Consider the following 19,608-nt stretch of genomic DNA (forward strand, 5'->3'; position numbering starts at 1 on the left):
TCTCCGGGCAGGGGCTTACTTGACCGACCAGTCGCGCGGCAGCTGGGCACCGCTCTTCTTCAGGCCTTCCATGTAGGCCTTGAGGATCTCGGCGCCCGGCACGCCCTTGCCCTGCAGGTCGGCGGCCCAGGTCTGCGCCACGTTGGGAATGGTGTCGGCCCAGCGCTGGCGCTCGGCGGCGGGCAGCTCGCTGACGGTGGCGCCGGCGGCGGCCATCTTCTGCAGCAGCGCGTCGGCGGTGGAACGCTGCGCTTCGGCAAAGCGTTTGTCGTATTCCAGGCCGACCTCGCGGAACACCTGCTGCACCTCGGGCGGCAGGGCGTCGAAGCGGCGCTTGTTCATCACGATGGCGCCCGCGTACATGGAACCGAAGTTCACCTTGGTCACATAGGGCGCCACCTCGTGCAGCTTGGCACCCCAGGCGCCGGTGCTGAAGGTGATGGCGCCGTTGGACACGCCCGACTTGATGTCCTCGTAGTAGGTCGGCAGCGAGCCGGCCACGGCGACCGCGCCGGTGTTCTTGATCCAGTTGGCCGAGGGGCCGGGCGCACTGATCTTCTTGCCCTTGAGGTCGTCGATGGACTTGACCGGGAAGTTGGTCCAGAGGTGGTAGGTGTCCAGCGCGGTGCCGCCCAGGTAGACCAGGCCGCTCTTGGTCCACGTGTCGCCCATGGCCGGGATCTTCTTCTGCATGTCGGCCACGATGGTGCCGACCGCGCCCAGGTTGTCGGTGCCGAACGGCGCCACATAGCTCACGTTCTGCATCGGGAACTTGGCCGCTTCGAACAGCGTGCCGACGAAGCCGAAGTCGGCCACGCCATCGGAAATGCCCTTGGACTCGCTGCCGATCTTGATCAGCGTGCCGCCCCAGGCCTTGGTCCATTCCACCTTGTGCTTGCCGCCGGCCGCGGCCAGGCGCTTGTCCACCTCGGGGATGTAGAACTCATCCAGCAGCTTGACCCACAGGAACACCGGCGGGTGGCCGCCCGCGGCGGTGAGCTTGATGGTCTGCTGCGCGTGCGCGCTGTGCAGGCCACCGAGGGTGAGGGCGGAGGCCAGCAAAGTGGCCTGGAAGATGCGACGTTTCATGTGTGTCTCCTACGGGATGGGGGGGCGGTTTTTGGGGGGGCTGGGACAGGGGGAGCGGGCAGGGCGGCGCGCAGGCCGCCCACGATGAATCGCACGAGCCGGTCGGCGGCCGCCGGGTCTCCGGCCAGGCTCTGCCCTTGCGACAAGCGGTGCACCCGGTCATCGACCAGGTGGTGCAACAAGGCGCCGAGCGCGAACTGGTAGGCCCAGGCCACGTCGGCCAGGCTGGCGGTTTGAAAGACGGTGCGCAGGGCCTCGATGAAACGGTGGGCCAGCGGGTCGAAGAACTCGCGCAACACGCGGTCGGCCTCCTCGCTGCCATAGGCCAGCTCGCGCCCCACCAGCTGGGCGTAATAAAAACCCTCTTCGCTGTGCCGCAGGCGGATCACCGGCCTCACGAAGGCTTCGATGATGCGGTTCAGCGTGTCGGGGTCGCCCGGGTCGCCCGAGGCGGCGTCCAGTGCGGTCAGGCGCTCTTCGATGGTCTGGTTCCAGTGCGCGAAGATGGCGTGGAACAGTTCGTGTTTGGGGCCGTAGTAATAGCCCACCAGCGCGAGCGGGACGCCCGCCTCCTCGGCGATCTGGCGGATCGTCACGCCGTGGTAACCGTGTTGTGCAAACAGCTTTTCTGCCGCCAGCAGGATGGCGTGCTGGCGGTCAGGCCTGACCGCCCCGCGCGTCGTCGCGGGTTTGGAGCGGGCGGGGGTGGATCCGGTGACCATGGAGCGGTATTGAACGTTTGTACAAAAATATTGAACATCCGTACAAACCCTTGCGCACGCCGAGCTGACAACTGCGCGATAGGTGCCGCCGCCCACCCGCTGCTACCCTGCGCCGCAGGAGACAACAAATGGCCACGACACCGCCCCCGTACGTTCCCCAGATCCACCTCTACCGGGACTGGCTGGCCCGCGAGCGCGGCCTGCGTTTTGACAGCTACGACGCGCTCTGGCGCTGGTCCACCACCGAGCTGGACGCCTTCTGGCAGAGCATCTGGGACTACTTCGACCTGCGCTCGCCCACGCCGCACACGGCCGTGCTGGAGAAAAACGTGATGCCCGGTGCGCGCTGGTTTCCGGGAGCGCAGTTCAACTACGCGCAGCAGGTGTTCCGCCATGTCGATGCCGCGCACGCGGCGGGCTTTGCGGCCGTGATCTCGGACAACGAAAAAGGCCAGCGGCGCGAACTGAGCTGGCCCGAGCTGCGGCGCCAGGTCGCGTCGCTCGCGCTGCACCTGCAGGACCAGGGCGTGATGCCCGGCGACCGCGTGGCTGCCTACCTGCCCAACGTCCCCGAGACCATGGTCGCCTTCCTGGCGGTGGTCAGCATCGGCGGCGTGTGGAGCGTGTGCGCGCCCGACATGGGGACCAACGCCGTGCTCGACCGTTTCAAACAGATCGAGCCTGTGGCGCTGATCGCCTGCGACGGCGTGAGCTACGGCGGCAAGGACCACGACCGCCTGGCCGTGGTGGCCGAGCTGCGCGCCGCGCTGCCGACCGTGCGCCACGTGATCCTGCACACCAACCTGGCGCAGGAGCCGGCCGAGGTGGACCACGCACTGGAGACGGCGCAACCTTGTGCCGACTTCCACACCGCCACCGCGCGCGGCGACGCGGCGGTGGCCGCCTTCGAGCCGCTGTGGCTGCCCTTCGACCACCCGCTGTGGATCGTCTACAGCAGCGGCACCACGGGCCTGCCCAAACCCATCGTGCACGGCCACGGTGGCACGGTGATCGTGGCGATGGCGCTCAAGACCCTGCACAACGACGTGGGTTGCAGCTACGCGCCCAACAGCTTCGGCGAGCGTTACCACTGGTACAGCTCCACCGGCTGGGTGATGTGGAACGCGCAGGTCAGCGGCCTGCTCGCCGGCACCACCTGCGTCATCTACGACGGCAACCCCGGCGGCTCGAAAGACCGGCCCGACTGGACTGTGCTCTGGCGTTTCGCGGCGCGCGAGGGCGTCACCTTCTTCGGCGCCGGTGCGGCGTTCTTTGCGAACTGCCTCAAGGCGGGCGTGGACCTCTCACAGTGCGGCGACCTGTCTTCGATACGGGCCCTGGGCACCACCGGCTCGCCGCTGTCGGAAGACGCGCAGCGCTGGGGCACAGCGCAGTTCGCCGCCATCGCGAAGACCGATGCACAGAAGGACATCTGGTGGTGCAACATCTCCGGCGGCACCGACTTCGCGGGCGCCTTCATCGGCGGCAATCGTGAACTGCCCCAGACCCCCGGCCGCATGCAGTCCCGCCTGCTGGGTTGCGCGGTCGAGTCCTGGGACGAGCAGGGACGCCCGGTGACCGACGCCGTGGGCGAGCTGGTCTGCGCGCAACCCATCCCGTCCATGCCGCTGTACTTCGTCGGCGACACCGACCACCAGCGCCTGATCGGCAGCTACTTCGACACCTTCCCGCCAGGCCATGGGCGCAAGCCCGGTGGCGGCGATCTTGGAAAAGAGGCCGGCGCCGTCTGGCGCCACGGCGACTGGCTGCGCATCTTCCCCGACGGCTCCTGCGTCATCTACGGCCGCTCCGACGCCACCATCAACCGCCACGGCCTGCGCATGGGCACCAGCGAGCTCTACAGTGCCGTCGAGGCCCTGCCCGAGGTGCTCGACAGCATGGTGGTGGACCTCGAATACCTGGGCCGCGAAAGCTTCATGCCGCTGTTTGTGGTGCTGCGCCCTGGCCTCACGCTGGACGAGGCGCTCAACGCGAAGATCAGTGGGGCCATCCGCACCGCGCTCTCGCCGCGCTTCGTGCCCGACCAGATCCTGCAGGTGGCCGAAATCCCGCGCACCCTCTCGGGCAAGAAGCAGGAACTGCCGATCAAGAAGCTGCTGCTCGGCCAGCCGCTGGACAAGGTGATCAACCGCGAGGCCATGGCCAACCCGGGCTGCCTGGACTGGTACGTGGCCTACGCCCGCCAGCGGGCCGGCGCCGCCCCCGCCTGAAGCCCCGCCGTGTACATGGTGAAACGCTTGGTTACTGGTCAAGCCGCCCGCTTTGTTGAACACTTTCGGGTGATCGCACTGCGCATGGCCCATTCCGGCGCGCAGCCACCGATCAGATCGGAGGACGCAGATGAACCGCGGCATTTCTCCTGTACAGCCCGAGGGCCTGGTCGCGCCTCTGGACATCGACATCGACATCCTGGACCACGCGCTGATGGACCTCCTGACCAGCGACTGGCAGACACTGGACGACGGCGCTCCCCAAGACGCGCCCCTGGTCACTCCAGAGCACGTCCCCACCGCGCCCGACACCTTGAGGTGAGCGTGCCTGCAGGGGTGCGGGGTCTGGCGTAGCATGCCGGACCTCACCTTCCACCCGCCTGCAAAACCATGCCCATCACCCTCTCGTCCGTCAGCCTGCCCGTCTTCCAGACCGCCCTGTCCAACCTGCTGCACTGCCTGAAAAAGGCAGAGGCCAATGCGGCTGCGCGCAAGTTCGATCCCAACGTGTTCGTCACCATGCGGCTTGCGCCCGACATGCTGCCGTTTGCGGCACAGATCCGCATCGCCTGCGACGCGGCCAAGAACGGCACCGCGCGTCTGGCCGGCATCGAGGCGCCGAAGTTCGAGGACAACGAAACCACCTTCGCCGAGCTGCAGGACCGCATCACCAGGACGCTGGACTGGCTGGCCACCGTGCCCGCCGCATCCATCGACGGCCGCGAGGAAGCACAGATCACCTTCCCCGTCGGCCGCGACAAGACCCGCACCATGACCGGCGAGGCGTACCTGAAGCACTGGGCGCTGCCCAACCTGTTCTTCCACATCACCACCGCCTACGCCCTGCTGCGCCACAGCGGCGTGGACCTGGGCAAGGCGGACTACCTGGCCGGGGCGCAGGCGGGCGCCTGAACCCGGTTCCCAGCGGGCGCCGGACTCCTCCGCCGAAGGGCATGACCGCTTCCCGGTTCGACGACCTGCTGCACCGCGTCCGTGCGTGCAGCGTCTGCGCCGAGCACCTGCCCCATGGGCCGCGCCCGGTGCTCCAGGCGCACCCCTCGGCACGGCTGCTGATTGCCGGGCAGGCGCCTGGCCGCAAGGTGCACGCCAGTGGGGTGCCGTTCGATGACGCCAGCGGCGAACGCCTGCGCGACTGGGTGGGCGTGTCGCGCGAGATCTTCTACGACCCGCACCAGGTCGCCATTCTTCCGATGGGCTTCTGCTACCCAGGCACCGGACGCGCGGGCGACCTGCCGCCGCGCCCGGAATGCGCGCCCACCTGGCGCGCGGCGCTGCTCGCGGGCATGCCGCACATCCGCCTCACCCTGGTCATCGGGCAATACGCCCTGGCGCATCATCTGCCGACAGACCCCCGTGCCCTCACGGACGTGGTGAAAGCCTGGCGCGATCTGCCCCCCGCGCTCATGGTGCTGCCCCACCCCAGTCCGCGCAACAACCCCTGGCTCAAGAAGCACCCGTGGTTCGAAACGGAATGCGTTCCGCAGCTGCGCCAGCGGGTGGCGGCGGCACTCTCGATGTGAGTGTATGAAACACATTCTCAAGGCCGGGAAGGCGACGATCGAGCGGCTGGGGCTGGCGGTTTGCCAGGCGGTCCTGGCCTGAGCTGCCGCCCCATGTCCCGCTTCGCCGTTCTTCTCCGTGGTGTCAACGTCGTCAAGTCCGCCAGCGAGCTCCAGGCGATCGAGGACGGCAACCCCATCGTTCCCCCTGAAGCGGAACACGGGCGCTTCCTCGTGGCCTTCGCGATGGCGCCGGATCGGTTGACGGCGCTGCTGGGCAAGGTGGGCAAGGGCGTCACCAGCCGCAACTGGGGCACGGTCATCAAGCTGGCCGCGCTGGTCTGACGCCAGAATGCGGCCATCCCACCCACTCCCACCGGTGCCACCCATGCTTCCATTCACTGTCGAACGCATCGATCACGTCGTGTTCCGCGTGCGGAACCTCGCCACCAGCGTGGCGTTCTACGGGCGCGTGCTGGGCTGCCACCTTGTGCGCGAACGGCCCGACCTCGGCCTCGTGCACCTGCGGGCGGGCGCGTCCATGGTGGACCTCGTGTCCATCGACGGCCGGCTGGGCCGGGTGGGCGGGGAAGGGCCGAAGGCGGAAGGACGCAACGTCGACCACCTCTGCCTGCGGGTGGAGCCCTTCGACGAGCAGCGCATCGTGGCGCACCTCGCCGAACACAGCGTCGTACCCAAAGGCCCGGCAAGCACCAACTTCGGCGCCGAGGGAGAAGGGCTCTCCCTGTACTTCTGCGACCCGGACGGCAACGTCATCGAGCTCAAAGGGCCGCCCATGGCGTCGACGGGTGATGTATGAAACAAATACAATTCGTATATGTTTCATATGGAGGCCTCAAATGGGCATCGTCAAGATTTCCGACCAGATGCATGAGAACCTGCGGGTCGCCGGCACGGCCCTGAGCCGGTCCATCAACGCGCAGGCCGAGCACTGGATGCGCGTCGGCATGCTCACCGAGATGCATCCCGACCTCGACTACCGCGAGATCTGCCAGCTGCTGATCCAGGCCGAGCTCAACGGCGGGCTGGATATCACCAACGCCGCCACCCTCGGCACGGCAACGCCACCCAAGACCGCCGCCACAGCCGCCACCAAAGGCCGTCACTGATGGCGCGCGGCGTCCCCATCCGCAGTGCCGACGAACTGGTCATGGCGCGGCGCGCCGCGCAGCTGGCGGCCGAGGTGCTGGACATGATCGGACCGCACGTCGTGCCCGGCGTCAGCACCGAAGCGCTCGACCGCCTCGCCCACGACCACATCGTGAACGTGCAGGGCGCCACCCCCGCCAACCTCGGTTACCACGGCTACCCCAAGACCATCCTCACCTCGGTCAACCACGTGGTCTGCCACGGCATCCCCGCGCCCGACAAGATCCTCAAGGCCGGCGACATCGTCAACATCGACGTGGCCGTGCTCAAGGACGGCTGGTTCGGCGACACCAGCCGCATGTTCTGCGTCGGCACGCCCAGCACCCTGGCGCGGCGGCTGGTGGACACCACCTACGAAGCCCTGCTGGCCGGCATCCGGCAGGTGCGGCCCGGCGCCACGCTCGGCGACGTCGGCCACGCCATCCAGAGCGTCGCGCACCGCGAGCACTTCAGCGTGGTGCGCGAGTACTGCGGCCACGGCATCGGCCAGATCTACCACGACGAACCCAACGTGCTGCACTACGGCCAGCGCGGCCAGGGCCTGCGGCTGGAGGCCGGCATGGTCTTCACCATCGAACCCATGCTCAACGCCGGCAAACGCGAGACCCGGCAGCTGGCCGACGGCTGGACGGTGGTGACCAAAGACCGCTCGCTCTCGGCGCAGTGGGAGCACATGGTGGCGGTGACGGAGCAGGGGTTTGAGGTGCTGACGACGTGGGATAAGTCGTTGATTTGAAAGGATTCACCTGTTGGATTGCATTTTTTGTTTGCAACAGGTGAATTCACACTCCTCACTGCCCGTGGAGACCTCTCGCTAGGCCCACTTCCAGCGCATGCTGACCGGTGACACCAGCAATCGCTGTGACGCACAGCATCTCCCCCACCCACCTAGTCAAATTCAAGCGCTGACTGAATGAGCGTCTTTGCCGTTGCCTAAGGTTGCTCGCTCTGTCCCAGCAGGAAATACATCAGAACAATAGGTTCACAATAAGGAAAGAGTCGGTCGGGTAGGCCGGTTTTACTTGTCCCAATATTTCAAAAGAACTTCTCGAAGCACTTCCGGGTGGCACTTGTATATCTCTTGACACTTTATTGTCTTTCCCGTTCTTATGTAAACAGCTTCATGCTTGAAAGCCAGTATTTTGGATTGAATGTTGAATTCAGCTCGTGCCGCATCTTGTGTAAAAATCGAATCGATGACTTCCCAGTCGTTTGCGCCCCCATATCCATGACTGTTTAGCGTTTTAATTCTATTCTCAATGTCCTGGCACGTACCAATCTTGCATAAATCGAGATTGTAGGAGTGGGCTAGATAAACTGTTCCTTCTTGAGAGAATCGAGAAATGAAGGCGATTGATTGAGTGTTGCATTGAATGCAGTGGCCGTATTTTGTCCTCAGCGTGTGTCCTTTGGCCTTGCATGGAGTGACGTTGTATGCCACCAGCATGTCGTCTTCGTCCATTATTTTCTTGTATTCATTTTTTTTCAGATTTTCGGCGTTGAAAGCCTTGGATATAGGGATTCCTTGGGAGAAGAGAAAGTGGATTTGCTCAGAACTTAGACCATTCATGTTGCTTTCAACCTTCTCAAGAAGTATTGGTATATCTCGTCTGCCTCACGTACCACTTCTGCATCACCATACTTTTTTGTGAATCGCTCTGCGTATTCAGATTCTTCATCTTTGATGCTGCTATCGGCGGCGGTGTCTGCTGAAAGTTTGAAGTATGCGATGGCATGTGCGTACATCTTCTTTTGCAGATAGATCTTCGCTTGTAGATGAAGGGCATCGCTATCCCCCTTTTTTGCTAATGGCTCTAGGAGTCGCAGCGCTATGTTTAAATCTGCTTGGGGTACGGCGTTTTCAACATGTAATACCGCTAAATTGAATGCGGCTTCTGAGTTTCCTTGCTGAGCGGCTTTCTCGTACCAAACAAATGCCTCTTCAAATAGCTGCCTCTTGTTTAAATAGTCACCCGCCATGGCTTGTCGTGTCGCAACACCTAGATTTCCGAGCTCTACACTTAACTGAAAGTCTCTTGACTCCGTCGACGCATGATCGGATTCTTCGTTGATCAGATCTCCATTGGCTGCCATTACCAAGGTGGGGGGTAGCTTCTGTTCATACTTCTTTAATAGAGTGTTTGCGTGTGTATGACCTCGGTTTGCAGAGTTGATCATTCGATTAAATCCATCCGCATAAGATGCCTTGTTTTGCATTTCAATTAATGCTAACTCATATAGGGCCTGAACATGGCCTTCTTTGGCTGCTTCAATCAATAGACCTCTTGAGACGGCTAGATTCTCATCTGTTTGATAATTGACGCCATCAATAATGCGGCCTGTATTGTATAGGTGGTAGAGCTCATATTTCGCATATGTACTTTCCTTTTTAATCAATAGCCTTAACCACTTCTCTGCGCAATCAAAGTTGAATGTTTCATCGTCGATGTAGTGGGCAGCCAGTCGAAGTTGAGCCTCGGTCGATCCGAAGTCGGCTTCTAAAATCAGTTCTTCAGTGCTTTTCATATTGAAAGTGTCCGAATCGTTAATGTCTGGTCGCTTTTGACAAAAATTGGTTCTATAGAGCTCGAGCCAACCAAAGGATTTTGTAGCCGCGGTAGCTGACCTCGCATAATTTTGTGCTCTAACCCGGATTGGCGCAAAAACTGCGCTCAGGTGTTGGTTCATCTTCTGCTCCAATCCCCGGGTAAACCCTCCATTGACACCACCCCGCGCTGATCCGAAGGTGCAAGGCTTTCTGAAGCCCGCCAGCCTTCACCCCGGAGACGCGCCATGCAACACGCCACCACCAGCCCGCACCAGCACATCGCCACCGTGATGCAGGTGGCCGCGGATGGCGTGGGGGCGCAGGCGGCGGCGCGCCATGAGCAGGTGATCCGCGATTCGTGGCTGCGCTGTGTGCAGCAGCACCGGCTGGACCCGACGCGCATGCAGGAGGCCGTCATCCTGCCGCAGGCGCGGCTGCGCGAGCACCAGGACCAGATGGAGGCGCTGCTGCAGATCGCGCGCCACGGGCTGGAGTCGCTCTACAGCAAGGTCGCGGGGCTGGGTTATGTGGTGCTGTTGACCGATGCGCGCGGCGTGACGGTGGACTTTCTGGGCGATCTGGTGTTCGAGCCCAGCCTGCGCAAGGCGGGCCTGTACCTCGGCGCGGACTGGAGCGAGCACCACGCCGGCACCTGCGGCGTGGGCACCTGCATCAGCACCGGCCAGGCGCTGACCGTGCACCTGGACGACCACTTCGACGCCACCCACATTCCGCTGACCTGCACCACCGCGCCGGTGTACGACAGCGCGGGGCAGCTGAGCGCGGTGCTGGACATTTCGCAGCTCAGCTCGAACCAGCCCAAGGAGAGCCAGCACCTGGCGCTGCAGCTGGTGAAGATGTACGCGCACGACATCGAGAACGCGGCCTTCCTGCACCGCCACCGGCACGACTGGGTGCTGCGCCTGTCGCAGGCGCCGCAGTTCCTGGACGTGCAGCCGGACTACCTGCTGGCGCTGGACGCGAACGGCCGCGTGGTGGGCCACAACCGGCGGGCGCAACTGGCGCTTCAACAGGGCGAGCCGCTGCTGGGCATGGGCTTCGAGAAGCTGTTTGGCTTGCCGTTCGGGCAGATCGGCCGCTTCGTGATGACCCAGCCCTCGGACCAGCGCGCGGTGATGCTGGCCGGAGGCAAACAACTGCTGTTCCTCTCGGCGGTGCCGCCGCCAGCGCGGCCGGTGGCGAGCGCGCCGCGCGAGGAACGCCGCGTGCCCGCGCCGCTGGCGGCGCTGTCGGCCGGCGACGCGGCGCTGGACCGGCAGGTGGAGCGCGTGGCCCGGCTGGTGAACACCCCCATCAGCCTGCTGATCACCGGCGAGACCGGTTCGGGCAAGGAGTATTTCGCGAAGGCGGTGCACACCGCGAGCGAGCGGCGCAGCCGGCCCTTTGTGGCGGTGAACTGCGCGGCGATCCCCGAGCACCTGATCGAGAGCGAGCTGTTCGGCCACCTGCCGGGCAGCTTCTCGGGCGCCTCGCCCAAGGGCAAGCGCGGCCTGATCGCCGAGGCCGACGGCGGCACGCTGTTCCTCGACGAGATCGGCGACATGCCGCTGGCGCTGCAGGCGCGGCTGCTGCGCGTGCTGTCCGAGCGCGAGGTGCTGCCGGTGGGCGCGACCCGGCCGGTGCCGGTGAACATCCGCGTGATCGCGGCGACGCACGCGCCGCTGGAGCAGCTGGTGCTGGCGGGGCGATTCCGCGACGACCTGTACTACCGCCTCAAGGGTGCGCACATCCAGCTGCCGCCGCTGCGCGAGCGCAGCGACCTGGGCGCCATGATCACGCGCCTGCTGGGGCACCGCGCCATCACGCCCGCCGCGCTGCAGCGCCTGCTGGCGCACCGCTGGCCGGGCAACCTGCGCGAGCTGCGCAACGTGCTGGACTACGCGGCCAGCCTGTGCGCGGACGGGGCGATCGATCTGGACGACCTGCCGGAGCTGCAGGTCGCGCGGCTGCCGCTGCGGGCCGACGCGGCTGAGGCGGCGCACGACGATGGGCCCGAGGCGCTGCTGCAGGCGCTGCGCGCCGCGCACTGGAACGTGAGCGCGGTGGCGCGGCAGATGGGGCTCTCGCGCATGACGCTCTACCGGCGCATGAAGCGGGCCGGCATCGTGCCGCCCAACCGCATGGAGTGAACGTGTGGGAAGTGACAGCTGTCACTCGGGGTGGGTGACAGGTGCACGGGGTGTGACACCCATCGCCGCTTGAAATCTGCAAGCAGATCAAGCACTTGCGCGCGCCGCCCGCATGGCACGCGTCTTGTGATGCACAAGGCACCGGCCCGCACCGAGGCCGGCATCACAGGAGACAACCCATGACTGCAAACACGCCCTCCCAGCGGGCCCAGCGCTGGCTGGACGCTTTCGGAGCCGCCCTGGCCTCCGGCAACCCCTACAACGTGCTGCCCCTCTTCGACGCCGACTGCTACTGGCGCGACCTCGTGTCCTTCACCTGGAACATCCGCACGCAGGAAGGCCACGACGCGGTGCGCGACATGCTCGCCGCGCGGCAGGCCGACACGGCGGCGTCCAACTTCCAGCTCGAAGGCGAGGCCACCGAGGCCGACGGTGTCACCGAAGCCTGGTTCACCTTCGAGACCCGCGTCTCGCGCGGCCGGGGCCACCTGCGCCTCAAAGGCGACAAGGCGTGGACCCTGCTGACCACCATGGTCGAACTCAAGGGCTTTGAAGAGAAGAAGGGCGCCAACCGCATCAAGGGTGCCGAACACGGCGTGCACAAGGGCCGCAAGAGCTGGCTCGAACTGCGCCAGGACGAGCAGGCGCGGCTCGGCTATGAGGACCAGCCTTACGTGGTCATCATCGGCGGCGGGCAGGGCGGCATCATCCTGGCCGCGCGGCTGCGCCGCCTGGGCGTGCCCACCATCGTGGTGGAGAAGAACCCGCGGCCCGGCGACAGCTGGCGCAACCGCTACAAGAGCCTGTGCCTGCACGACCCGGTCTGGTACGACCACCTGCCCTACATGCCCTTCCCGGACGACTGGCCGGTGTTCGCGCCCAAGGACAAGGTGGGCGACTGGCTGGAGATGTACACCAAGGTCATGGAGATCAACTACTGGGGTTCCACCACCGCCAAGAAGGCCAGCTACGACGAGGCCAAGGGCGAGTGGACCGTGGTGGTGGACCGCAACGGCGAGGAGGTGACACTGCGGCCCAAGCAGCTGGTGTTCGCGCTGGGTGTCTCGGGCTACCCGAACGTGCCCAAGATCCCCGGCGCCGAGACCTTCGAGGGCGACCAGCACCACTCCAGCAAGCACCCCGGCCCCGAGAAGTACGCGGGCAAGAAGGCGGTGGTGCTCGGCTCCAACAACTCGGCGCACGACATCTGCGCGGCCCTGTGGGAACACGGCGCCGACGTGACCATGATCCAGCGCAGCAGCACGCACATCGCGCCGTCGAACTCGCTGATGGAGCTGGCGCTGGGCGGGCTCTACAGCGAGGAGGCGCTGAAGAACGGCATCGACCACCACAAGGCCGACCTGATCTTCGCCAGCGTGCCCTACAAGATCATGCACACCTTCCACATCCCCGTGTACGAGGAGATGAAGAAGCGCGACGCCGACCTCTACAGCCGGCTGGAGAAGGCCGGCTTCCTGCTCGACTTCGGCGACGACGGCTCGGGCCTGTTCATGAAGTACCTGCGCCGAGGCTCGGGCTACTACATCGACGTGGGCGCGAGCGAACTGGTGGCCAACGGCAGCATCAAGCTCAAGAGCGGTGTGAACATCGAGCGCATCAACCCGAAGAGCGTGCTGCTGACCGACGGCACCGAGCTGCCGGCCGACCTGATCGTCTACGCCACCGGCTACGGCTCGATGAACCACTGGCTGGCCGACCTGGTGTCACCCGAAGTCGCCGACCGCGTCGGCAAGGTCTGGGGCCTGGGCTCCAGCACCACCAAGGACCCGGGGCCGTGGGAAGGCGAGCTGCGCAACATGTGGAAGCCGACCAACCAGCAGCAGCTGTGGATCCACGGCGGCAACCTGCACCAGAGCCGCCACTACTCGCAGTTCCTCTCGCTGCAACTGAAGGCGCGCTACGAAGGGCTGGACACGCCGGTCTACGGGCAGGCGGCGGTGCACCACCTGCGGTGATCGTCTGAAGGGACGTGCTGGTCAGCCCTTGCGGCTCACCAGCACGATCCCCGCCGCCACGCCCAGCAGTGCCAGCACCAGCTGCAGGGTCAGCGGCTCGCCCAGCAGCACCACACCGAACACCAGCGCGAACAGCGGAGTGAGGAAGGTGAAGGTGGACATCTGCGTCGCGGGGTAGTGGCGCAGCATCCACATCCAGGCCAGGTAGCTGGCGAAGGCGCCCACGGCGGTCTGCAGAAACACCGAACCCCAGGCCAGGGCGGAGTAGTCGAAGGACCAGGTTTCGCCCAGCACCAGCGACAGCACCGGGCAGACCAGGGCGGTCACGCTCAGCTGGTAGAACAGCGACTTCTCGGCCTGGATGGTGGCCACCTTGGTGGTGCGGATCGCGAGGGTGGTCAGGCCCCAGAACATGCCGGCCGCCAGGCCCATGGCGTCGCCCTTCCACTGGCCCGGCGCGGAGCCGTGCAGGAAGGCTTCGCTGAAGGCGATGCCCACCGCGCCGAAGGCGATCACCAGGCCGATCCACTGGATCGTGCGCAGCTTCTCCGACGGCACGAAGCGCGGCAGCAGCACCGCCACCCAGAACGGGCTGGTGTAGAGGAACACCGTCAGGCGCGAGGCACTGGTGTGCTGCAGCCCGAGATAGATCAGGCAGAACTCGGCCGCGAACAGCAGGCCGACCACCAGCCCGCCCCGGAGCGAGCCGTCGCGGTGGAACAGCTTCACGCCGCGCAGCTGGCACCAGAGCCAGAGCAGGGCCGTGGCGCCGGCCATGCGCACCGAGGCCTGCCACAGCGGCGGGATCTCGCGGCCGGCGAACTTGATCAGGATCTGCTGGAAGCCCCAGAAGGCGCAGCAGGCCACCAGCACGGTGATGGCGAAGGTGTCGAGGTGGTCTTTGCGTTGGACGGCGGTCATGGGGGCAGGAGGGTAGCGCAGGCGCGGCGCGACGCATGTCGCGTGCGGCGCCTTACTGGCCGGATGCCAGCTTCTGCAAGTGTCGCTTGAGCGTGTCCGCCTCGTGCGCCGACCAGCGCGAGAGCAGGTGGCTTTCCTGCGCGCGGGCCTGTTCGATCAGCGCGGCGGCGATGCGCCGGCCTTCGGCGGTGGCGGCCACCAGGGTGCGGCGCTGGTCGGCCGGGTCGGCCAGCAGTGCCAGCAGGCCGTCCTCGGCCATGCGCTGCACGAGCTTGGTGACGGTGGGCTGTTTGGCCAGCACGTCGTGCGCCAGCTGGCCGACGGCGATGGCGCCCTGGTTCTCGGGGTGGCTGAGCGCGGCGTCGTGCAGCACGGCCAGCACGCGCCAGGCGATGTGGGTCAGGCCCTGGGCGGCGATGGCGTTCTCGAAGTCCCGGTAGACCGCATGGCTGGCCTGGCCGAGCAGGTAGCCCAGGTAGCTGCCGACGAAGCGGCCGTCGGGCGGCCGCGGCGCGCTCGCGTCGGCCGGTGCGCCGTGCAGCGGGTGCTCGGTGTAGAAGCGGCCGCCGTGGTAGAGCAGGGGCGAGGCGTCGGCGCGGCGCGCGCAGCGCTCGACCTCGCCGACGAAGATCACGTGGTCGCCCTCGGTGTACTGGCTGCGGTTGAAGCACTCGAAGGTGGCGACGCTGCCTTCGAGCAGCGGCGCGCCGCCCGCGCCGTCGGTGTAGGCGACCCCGGCCCAGCGGTCGACGCCGCGCGCGGCAAAGCGCTCGGCCAGCGCCTGCTGGTCGGCGGCCAGCACATTGATCGCGTAGTGCCGGCCGTTGCTGAACACCGCCATCGAGCCGGCCGCCTTGCCCAGGCTCCACAGCACCAGCGGCGGGTCCAGCGAGACGGAATTGAACGAGCTGGCCGTCAGGCCGACGGGCTCACCCTGGTCGTTGCGCGCCGTGACGATGGTGACGCCGGTCGCGAACATGCCCAGCGTCGCGCGGAAGTCGCGCGGCGAGAAATCGGGCGGTTGGGCGGCGTGGCCGGCGGCACGGGACGGGGACATGGCTGCAATTTATATGAAAATTCATGAATAATGGGCCCGCGACCGCCATTTCCCCGATGGCAGGCCCCCCAAAACAGGAGACGACCCATGTTGCAGGAGCGGATCGAACCCGCCTGGATCGACGCGTTTGAAGCGGTGCTGCGGCGTTGTGCGCTGCAGCCGGGCGACACGGTTGCGATTCTCGGCGAAAGCCAGAGCCGTCCGGTGCTGGTCGAACTGGCGCGCCTGGCGGCGGCGCGGCTCGGGGCCCCGGCCTTCGTGCTGACCCTGCCCTCCGTGTTCGGCGCCGCGGGCGAACCCGTGACGCGCTCCACCGGGGCATCACCGGCCATTCAACAGCAGTTGCCGGTGATCGCGGCATTGCAGGCCTGCACCTTGGTGATCGATTGCACGGTCGAGGGCCTGATGCATGCGCCCGAGCTGCCCGCCATCCTGCAGGGCAACGGCATCACCCAGCCGCGCATCGTCTACGTCAGCAACGAGCACCCCGAGGCGCTGGCGCGCCTGCTGCCTGACGACGCGACCGAGGCGCGGGTGAAGGAACACGTCAAGCGCCTGCGCGGCGCGAAGACCATGCGCGTGACCTCGCCCGCCGGCACCGAGCTCTCGGTTTCGCTGCAGGGTGCGGTGGTGGGCGGCAACTGGGGCAGCACCACGCGCCCCGGCACGCTGACCCACTGGCCCGGCGGCCTGGTGCTGGCCTTCCCGGCGGCGGGCAGCGTCAGCGGCCGGCTGGTGCTGGCCGAGGGCGACATGAACCTGACCTTCAAGCGCTACATCGAACGCCCGATCACGCTGACCATCGAACACGACTACGTGACCCACATCGACGGCGGCGGCGTGGACGCCGAACTGCTGCGTTCGTACTTCGCGGCCTGGGGCGAAAAAGAGGCCTACGCGGTGAGCCACGTGGGCTACGGCCTGTGCGAGGCCGCGCGCTGGGACAGCATGGCGCTCTACGACAAGCGCGACTTCAACGGCACCGAGCTGCGCGCCTTCGCCGGCAACTTCCTCTACAGCACCGGCGCCAACGAAACCGCCGGCCGCTACACGCGCGGCCACTTCGACTGGCCGATGCGCGACTGCACCGTGTCGCTCGATGGCGCGGTGGTGGTCGACGCCGGAAAGGTGGTCGCGTGAGCAGCATCCCGACGTTCACCACCCTGGGCGATGGCGCAACCACCGTGCTCATGCTGCACGGCATCGGCGGCGGGCACCTGGCCTTTGCGCCCCAGGTCGAGACCCTGGCCAGCGTGGGCTACCGCGCGGTGGCCTGGGACATGCCCGGCTACGGCCACAGCGCGCCCATCGAGCCCTACACCTTCAAGGGGCTGGCGCAGAGCTGCATCAACCTCATCGATGCGCTGCAATGCGAGAGCGTGGTTTTGGTGGGGCACAGCATGGGCGGCATGGTGGCGCAGGAAGTCGTGGCCAGGCGCCCAGAGAAAGTGTGCAAGCTCATGCTCTGCGGCACCTCGGCGGCCTTCGGCAAGCGCAGCGACGGCAAGTCGGCCGAGGCCTGGGCGCAGCAGTTCATCGCGCAACGCACCGCGCCGCTGGACGCGGGACAGAGCATGGCCGACATGGCCGCGAAGCTGGTGCCGCAGATGGTTGGCCCGGGCTCGCTGCCCGAGGGCGTGCGCCTGGCCGAGCAGTGCATGGGCCGCGTGCCGGCCGCCACCTACCGCCGCGCGCTGGACTGCATCGTCACCTTCGACCGGCAGGCCGCGCTGGCCCACATCGGCGTGCCCACGCTGCTGGTGGGTGGCGAGTTCGACCGCGTGGCCTCGCCCGCGGTGATGAAGCAGATGGCGCAGCAGATCCCGAACGCGCGCTACACCGAGATGGCCGGCGTGGGCCACCTGATGAACCTGGAAGCGCCGGACGAGTTCGACCGCATCCTGCTGGATTTCCTCCGCGAGTCCGCGCCGAGGGCGCGCCCGGACCTGCACTGAATCCAACACCCCCACCAGAGGAGACAACCCCGATGAGCACCCGCCCCGTCAACCCGGTCACCGGCCTGGACTTCACCCCCGCCGTGGGCGACATGCCCTTCACGCCGCTGCAGCGCGAGTGGCTGGCCAAGGCGCACGTGCTGGGCCGCGACAAGTTCGCCGCCCGCGCCGCGCAGTGGGACAAAGAAGCCAGCTTCCCCTTCGCCAACTACGACGACCTGCGCGAACAGGGCTTCCTCAAGCTCTGCGTGCCGGTCGAGTTCGGCGGCGCGGGGGCCGACTTCCCGACCTACATGATGGTCGCGGCCGAGATCGGGCGCTTCTGCGGTGCCACCGCGCTGACCTGGAACATGCACATCTGCTCGACCATGTGGACCGGCGTGCTGGCCGACGGCATTGCGATGAGCGACGAGCAGCGCGCCGAACACGCGGCGCGGCGCAAGCTGCACTTCGCGCGCATCGTGAACGAGGGCAAGCTCTACGCCCAACCCTTCAGCGAAGGCACGGCGGCCGCGGCGGGCCGCGCGCCCTTTGGCACCACGGCGAAGAAGGTCGAGGGCGGCTGGCTCATCAACGGCCGCAAGATCTGGGCGAGCCTCTCGGGCGCGGCCGACTACTACGGCGTGCTCTGCACCGAAGACAAGGGCGACCACCACCCCGACGCCCGCGACACGCTCTACATCAGCGTGCCCGCCACGGCCGAGGGCTTCTCCATCAGCGGCGACTGGGACCCGCTGGGCATGCGCGGCACCGTCAGCCGCAACCTCACGTTCAAGGACGTGTTCGTGAGCGACGACGAGCAGCTCATGCCGCGCGGCATCTACTTCAAGGGCGCGCAGACCTGGCCGGCCATGTTTTTCACGCTCTCGCCCACTTACCTGGGCGTGGCGAACGCGGCGTACGACTTCACGGTGCAGTACCTGCGCGGCGAGGTGCCGGGCGAGCCACCGATCAAGCGCCGCCAGTTCCCCACCAAGCAGATCACGGTGGCGCAGATGCGGCTGCAGCTCGAAGCCATGAAGAGCCTGTTCACCCGCGCCATCTTCGAGGCCAAACCCAACCCGAGCAAGGACGAGAAGCTGCGCCTCTACGCCGCGCACCACGCGGTGATGGAAGGCGCCAACGACCTCGCGCGGCTGGCCATCCGCACCTGCGGCGGCCAGAGCATGCTCAAGCACCTGCCGCTGGAGCGCCTGTACCGCGACAGCCGCTGCGGCGCGCTGATGCTGCCCTGGACGGCCGAGCTGATCCTCGACCGCATGGGCCGCGAGACCTTGTACGAGCCCGGCGAAAGGGACGAGTGAACAGGGCGGGTCCCTAGAATCGCGGGGATGACCCGACACCGCGCTGCCGCTTCCTCTCAACGCCCGATGCGCCCTGGGCGCCGCCTGCTGGCGGCGCTGGCGCTGCTGCCGACTTTGGGTGGAACCCCCCCGGCAGCGCTGGCACAGCCCTTCGCGAAGGCGCCGGTCGACCCCTGCATCGAGTTCGTCGCGCGCCTGCCCAACGTGAAGGCACCGCTGTGCCGCGCGGCCCAGCTCAAGCCCACCAGCGGTGGCGTGTCGGTGCAGGGCCGCACGCTGTACCAGCGCGACGTGATGGCTCCGGACGCCAAGGTGCGGGTGCTGGTGGTGGGCGCCATGCACGGCGACGAACTGTCCTCGGCCTCGGTGGCGCTGCACTGGATCCAGCGCGCCGTGGAGACACCGTCCAACGTGCACTGGCGCTTCATCCCGGCCCTCAACCCCGACGGCCTGATGGCCCGGCCCGCCAAGCGGGTCAACGCCCGCGGCGTCGACCTCAACCGCAACTTCCCGACGCCCAACTGGACGCGCGACGCCAAGATCTACTGGGAACAACGGACGAAGAAAGACCCGCGCCGCTGGCCCGGTCCCAAGCCCCTGTCCGAGCCGGAGTCGAAGTTCTTTCACGAAGAGATGGAGCGCTTCCAGCCCGACCTGATCGTGAGCATCCACGCGCCCTACGGCGTGCTCGACTTCGACGGCCCCACCGTGCCGCCGGCGCGCCTGGGCCGCCTCTACCTCGACCAGGTCGGCATCTTCCCCGGCAGCCTGGGCAACTACGGCGGCGTGCACAAGGGCATGCCGGTGGTCACCATCGAGCTGCCCAGCGCCATCCGCACCCCGCTGGACGCCGAGATGCGCCAGATGTGGCTGGACCTGCTGCGCTGGATGAGCGAGCGCGTCATCCCCACCGAGGGTGACGCCAAGGTGCTGCCGGTCAAGGTGAAGAAGACCGGCTGACCACC

At 66.6% G+C, this 19,608-nt stretch carries 19 protein-coding genes and 1 pseudogene; 14 read left to right on the forward strand and 6 right to left on the reverse strand.

Going from position 1 to position 19,608, the window contains the following annotated elements; genetic code table 11:
* Nucleotides 1-15 precede the first annotated feature (15 nt).
* Nucleotides 16-1,089, reverse strand: coding sequence for a C4-dicarboxylate TRAP transporter substrate-binding protein (locus HPF_RS00835; RefSeq protein WP_133155461.1), 1,074 nt, complete (start codon nt 1,087-1,089; stop codon nt 16-18).
* Entirely contained in the window at nt 1,086-1,811 is a 726-nt protein-coding gene (locus HPF_RS00840) for a TetR/AcrR family transcriptional regulator (protein WP_133155462.1), read from the reverse strand. The genes HPF_RS00835 and HPF_RS00840 overlap by 4 nt, the downstream gene beginning before the upstream one ends.
* Before the next feature lie 128 nt (nt 1,812-1,939).
* Here HPF_RS00840 and HPF_RS00845 point away from each other — a divergent pair, with 128 nt between their 5' ends.
* The 8 genes from HPF_RS00845 (at nt 1,940) to map (ending at nt 7,468) form a co-directional block, all read left to right on the forward strand.
* Nucleotides 1,940-4,042: an acetoacetate--CoA ligase gene (locus tag HPF_RS00845; protein ID WP_133155463.1), complete on the forward strand. Its 2,103-nt coding sequence runs from the start codon at nt 1,940-1,942 to the stop codon at nt 4,040-4,042.
* 130 nt (nt 4,043-4,172) lie between these two features.
* Nucleotides 4,173-4,364, forward strand: a complete 192-nt coding sequence (locus tag HPF_RS00850) for a hypothetical protein (RefSeq protein WP_079366401.1) — start codon at nt 4,173-4,175, stop codon at nt 4,362-4,364.
* Nucleotides 4,365-4,432: 68 nt separating this feature from the next.
* Nucleotides 4,433-4,954: a DUF1993 domain-containing protein gene (locus tag HPF_RS00855; RefSeq protein WP_133155464.1), complete on the forward strand. Its 522-nt coding sequence runs from the start codon at nt 4,433-4,435 to the stop codon at nt 4,952-4,954.
* Between the two features lie 41 nt (nt 4,955-4,995).
* Nucleotides 4,996-5,583, forward strand: a complete 588-nt coding sequence (locus HPF_RS00860) for a uracil-DNA glycosylase family protein (RefSeq protein WP_133155465.1) — start codon at nt 4,996-4,998, stop codon at nt 5,581-5,583.
* Between the two features lie 93 nt (nt 5,584-5,676).
* Complete coding sequence (locus HPF_RS00865; protein ID WP_133155466.1) at nt 5,677-5,907, forward strand: hypothetical protein; 231 nt, start codon at nt 5,677-5,679, stop codon at nt 5,905-5,907.
* A 43-nt stretch (nt 5,908-5,950) separates the two neighbouring features.
* The gene (locus tag HPF_RS00870; RefSeq protein WP_133155467.1) at nt 5,951-6,382 is read left to right on the forward strand and encodes a VOC family protein; all 432 of its coding nucleotides are present in this window, start codon (nt 5,951-5,953) and stop codon (nt 6,380-6,382) included.
* Nucleotides 6,383-6,422: 40 nt separating this feature from the next.
* Entirely contained in the window at nt 6,423-6,692 is a 270-nt protein-coding gene (locus HPF_RS00875) for a ParD-like family protein (protein ID WP_207959278.1), read from the forward strand.
* The gene (gene map, locus HPF_RS00880; protein ID WP_133155468.1) at nt 6,692-7,468 is read left to right on the forward strand and encodes a type I methionyl aminopeptidase; all 777 of its coding nucleotides are present in this window, start codon (nt 6,692-6,694) and stop codon (nt 7,466-7,468) included. The genes HPF_RS00875 and map overlap by 1 nt, the downstream gene beginning before the upstream one ends.
* A 282-nt stretch (nt 7,469-7,750) precedes the next feature.
* On the opposite strand, the gene HPF_RS00885 is transcribed toward map, so the two are convergent.
* Together HPF_RS00885 and HPF_RS00890 are read right to left on the reverse strand one after the other, a co-directional pair.
* Complete coding sequence (locus tag HPF_RS00885) at nt 7,751-8,194, reverse strand: GIY-YIG nuclease family protein (RefSeq protein ID WP_207959280.1); 444 nt, start codon at nt 8,192-8,194, stop codon at nt 7,751-7,753.
* A 104-nt stretch (nt 8,195-8,298) separates the two neighbouring features.
* A complete protein-coding gene (locus tag HPF_RS00890; RefSeq protein WP_133155470.1) occupies nt 8,299-9,420 on the reverse strand; it encodes a tetratricopeptide repeat protein in 1,122 nt (373 codons plus the stop codon).
* A gap of 105 nt (nt 9,421-9,525) precedes the next feature.
* Between HPF_RS00890 and HPF_RS00895 the strand changes: the two genes are divergently transcribed.
* The gene (locus HPF_RS00895; RefSeq protein WP_133155471.1) at nt 9,526-11,430 is read left to right on the forward strand and encodes a sigma-54-dependent Fis family transcriptional regulator; all 1,905 of its coding nucleotides are present in this window, start codon (nt 9,526-9,528) and stop codon (nt 11,428-11,430) included.
* A gap of 179 nt (nt 11,431-11,609) precedes the next feature.
* Nucleotides 11,610-13,406 (forward strand): NAD(P)/FAD-dependent oxidoreductase, encoded by a 1,797-nt coding sequence (locus HPF_RS00900; protein WP_133155472.1) that lies wholly within the window; start codon nt 11,610-11,612, stop codon nt 13,404-13,406.
* Nucleotides 13,407-13,427: 21 nt separating this feature from the next.
* Here the strand turns inward: HPF_RS00900 and HPF_RS00905 are convergent, their stop codons facing one another.
* Both HPF_RS00905 and HPF_RS23815 read right to left on the reverse strand, forming a co-directional pair.
* A complete protein-coding gene (locus HPF_RS00905) occupies nt 13,428-14,327 on the reverse strand; it encodes a DMT family transporter (RefSeq protein ID WP_133155473.1) in 900 nt (299 codons plus the stop codon).
* Between the two features lie 538 nt (nt 14,328-14,865).
* A pseudogene (locus HPF_RS23815) lies at nt 14,866-15,384 on the reverse strand (flavin reductase family protein); the annotation flags it as partial.
* An 87-nt stretch (nt 15,385-15,471) separates the two neighbouring features.
* Here HPF_RS23815 and HPF_RS00915 point away from each other — a divergent pair.
* From HPF_RS00915 to HPF_RS00930, 4 genes are read left to right on the forward strand one after another with little or no spacing between them, the layout of a single operon-like run.
* Nucleotides 15,472-16,524: a 2,5-dihydroxypyridine 5,6-dioxygenase NicX family protein gene (locus HPF_RS00915; protein ID WP_133155475.1), complete on the forward strand. Its 1,053-nt coding sequence runs from the start codon at nt 15,472-15,474 to the stop codon at nt 16,522-16,524.
* Nucleotides 16,521-17,339 carry an alpha/beta fold hydrolase gene (locus HPF_RS00920; protein WP_133155476.1) on the forward strand — a complete coding sequence of 273 codons (819 nt, stop codon included), beginning with the start codon at nt 16,521-16,523 and terminating at the stop codon, nt 17,337-17,339. Before HPF_RS00915 ends, HPF_RS00920 begins: the two co-directional genes overlap by 4 nt.
* A gap of 32 nt (nt 17,340-17,371) precedes the next feature.
* Nucleotides 17,372-18,643, forward strand: coding sequence for an acyl-CoA dehydrogenase family protein (locus HPF_RS00925; RefSeq protein ID WP_133155477.1), 1,272 nt, complete (start codon nt 17,372-17,374; stop codon nt 18,641-18,643).
* Between the two features lie 27 nt (nt 18,644-18,670).
* The gene (locus HPF_RS00930; RefSeq protein WP_133155478.1) at nt 18,671-19,603 is read left to right on the forward strand and encodes a M14 family zinc carboxypeptidase; all 933 of its coding nucleotides are present in this window, start codon (nt 18,671-18,673) and stop codon (nt 19,601-19,603) included.
* Nucleotides 19,604-19,608: the final 5 nt, after the last annotated feature.

The sequence above is a fragment of the Hydrogenophaga pseudoflava genome, from assembly GCF_004353865.1.
Lineage (GTDB): Bacteria > Pseudomonadota > Gammaproteobacteria > Burkholderiales > Burkholderiaceae_C > Hydrogenophaga > Hydrogenophaga pseudoflava.

What these genes read in the sequence shown, in the direction of transcription:
- HPF_RS00835 (WP_133155461.1), bottom strand. Translation starts at nt 1,089, where the DNA reads ATGAAACGTCGCATCTTCCAGGCCACTTTGCTGGCCTCCGCCCTCACC.
- HPF_RS00840 (WP_133155462.1), bottom strand. Translation starts at nt 1,811, where the DNA reads ATGGTCACCGGATCCACCCCCGCCCGCTCCAAACCCGCGACGACGCGC.
- HPF_RS00845 (WP_133155463.1), top strand. Translation starts at nt 1,940, where the DNA reads ATGGCCACGACACCGCCCCCGTACGTTCCCCAGATCCACCTCTACCGG.
- HPF_RS00850 (WP_079366401.1), top strand. Translation starts at nt 4,173, where the DNA reads ATGAACCGCGGCATTTCTCCTGTACAGCCCGAGGGCCTGGTCGCGCCT.
- HPF_RS00855 (WP_133155464.1), top strand. Translation starts at nt 4,433, where the DNA reads ATGCCCATCACCCTCTCGTCCGTCAGCCTGCCCGTCTTCCAGACCGCC.
- HPF_RS00860 (WP_133155465.1), top strand. Translation starts at nt 4,996, where the DNA reads ATGACCGCTTCCCGGTTCGACGACCTGCTGCACCGCGTCCGTGCGTGC.
- HPF_RS00865 (WP_133155466.1), top strand. Translation starts at nt 5,677, where the DNA reads ATGTCCCGCTTCGCCGTTCTTCTCCGTGGTGTCAACGTCGTCAAGTCC.
- HPF_RS00870 (WP_133155467.1), top strand. Translation starts at nt 5,951, where the DNA reads ATGCTTCCATTCACTGTCGAACGCATCGATCACGTCGTGTTCCGCGTG.
- HPF_RS00875 (WP_207959278.1), top strand. Translation starts at nt 6,423, where the DNA reads ATGGGCATCGTCAAGATTTCCGACCAGATGCATGAGAACCTGCGGGTC.
- map (WP_133155468.1), top strand. Translation starts at nt 6,692, where the DNA reads ATGGCGCGCGGCGTCCCCATCCGCAGTGCCGACGAACTGGTCATGGCG.
- HPF_RS00885 (WP_207959280.1), bottom strand. Translation starts at nt 8,194, where the DNA reads ATGGACGAAGACGACATGCTGGTGGCATACAACGTCACTCCATGCAAG.
- HPF_RS00890 (WP_133155470.1), bottom strand. Translation starts at nt 9,420, where the DNA reads ATGAACCAACACCTGAGCGCAGTTTTTGCGCCAATCCGGGTTAGAGCA.
- HPF_RS00895 (WP_133155471.1), top strand. Translation starts at nt 9,526, where the DNA reads ATGCAACACGCCACCACCAGCCCGCACCAGCACATCGCCACCGTGATG.
- HPF_RS00900 (WP_133155472.1), top strand. Translation starts at nt 11,610, where the DNA reads ATGACTGCAAACACGCCCTCCCAGCGGGCCCAGCGCTGGCTGGACGCT.
- HPF_RS00905 (WP_133155473.1), bottom strand. Translation starts at nt 14,327, where the DNA reads ATGACCGCCGTCCAACGCAAAGACCACCTCGACACCTTCGCCATCACC.
- HPF_RS00915 (WP_133155475.1), top strand. Translation starts at nt 15,472, where the DNA reads ATGTTGCAGGAGCGGATCGAACCCGCCTGGATCGACGCGTTTGAAGCG.
- HPF_RS00925 (WP_133155477.1), top strand. Translation starts at nt 17,372, where the DNA reads ATGAGCACCCGCCCCGTCAACCCGGTCACCGGCCTGGACTTCACCCCC.
- HPF_RS00930 (WP_133155478.1), top strand. Translation starts at nt 18,671, where the DNA reads ATGACCCGACACCGCGCTGCCGCTTCCTCTCAACGCCCGATGCGCCCT.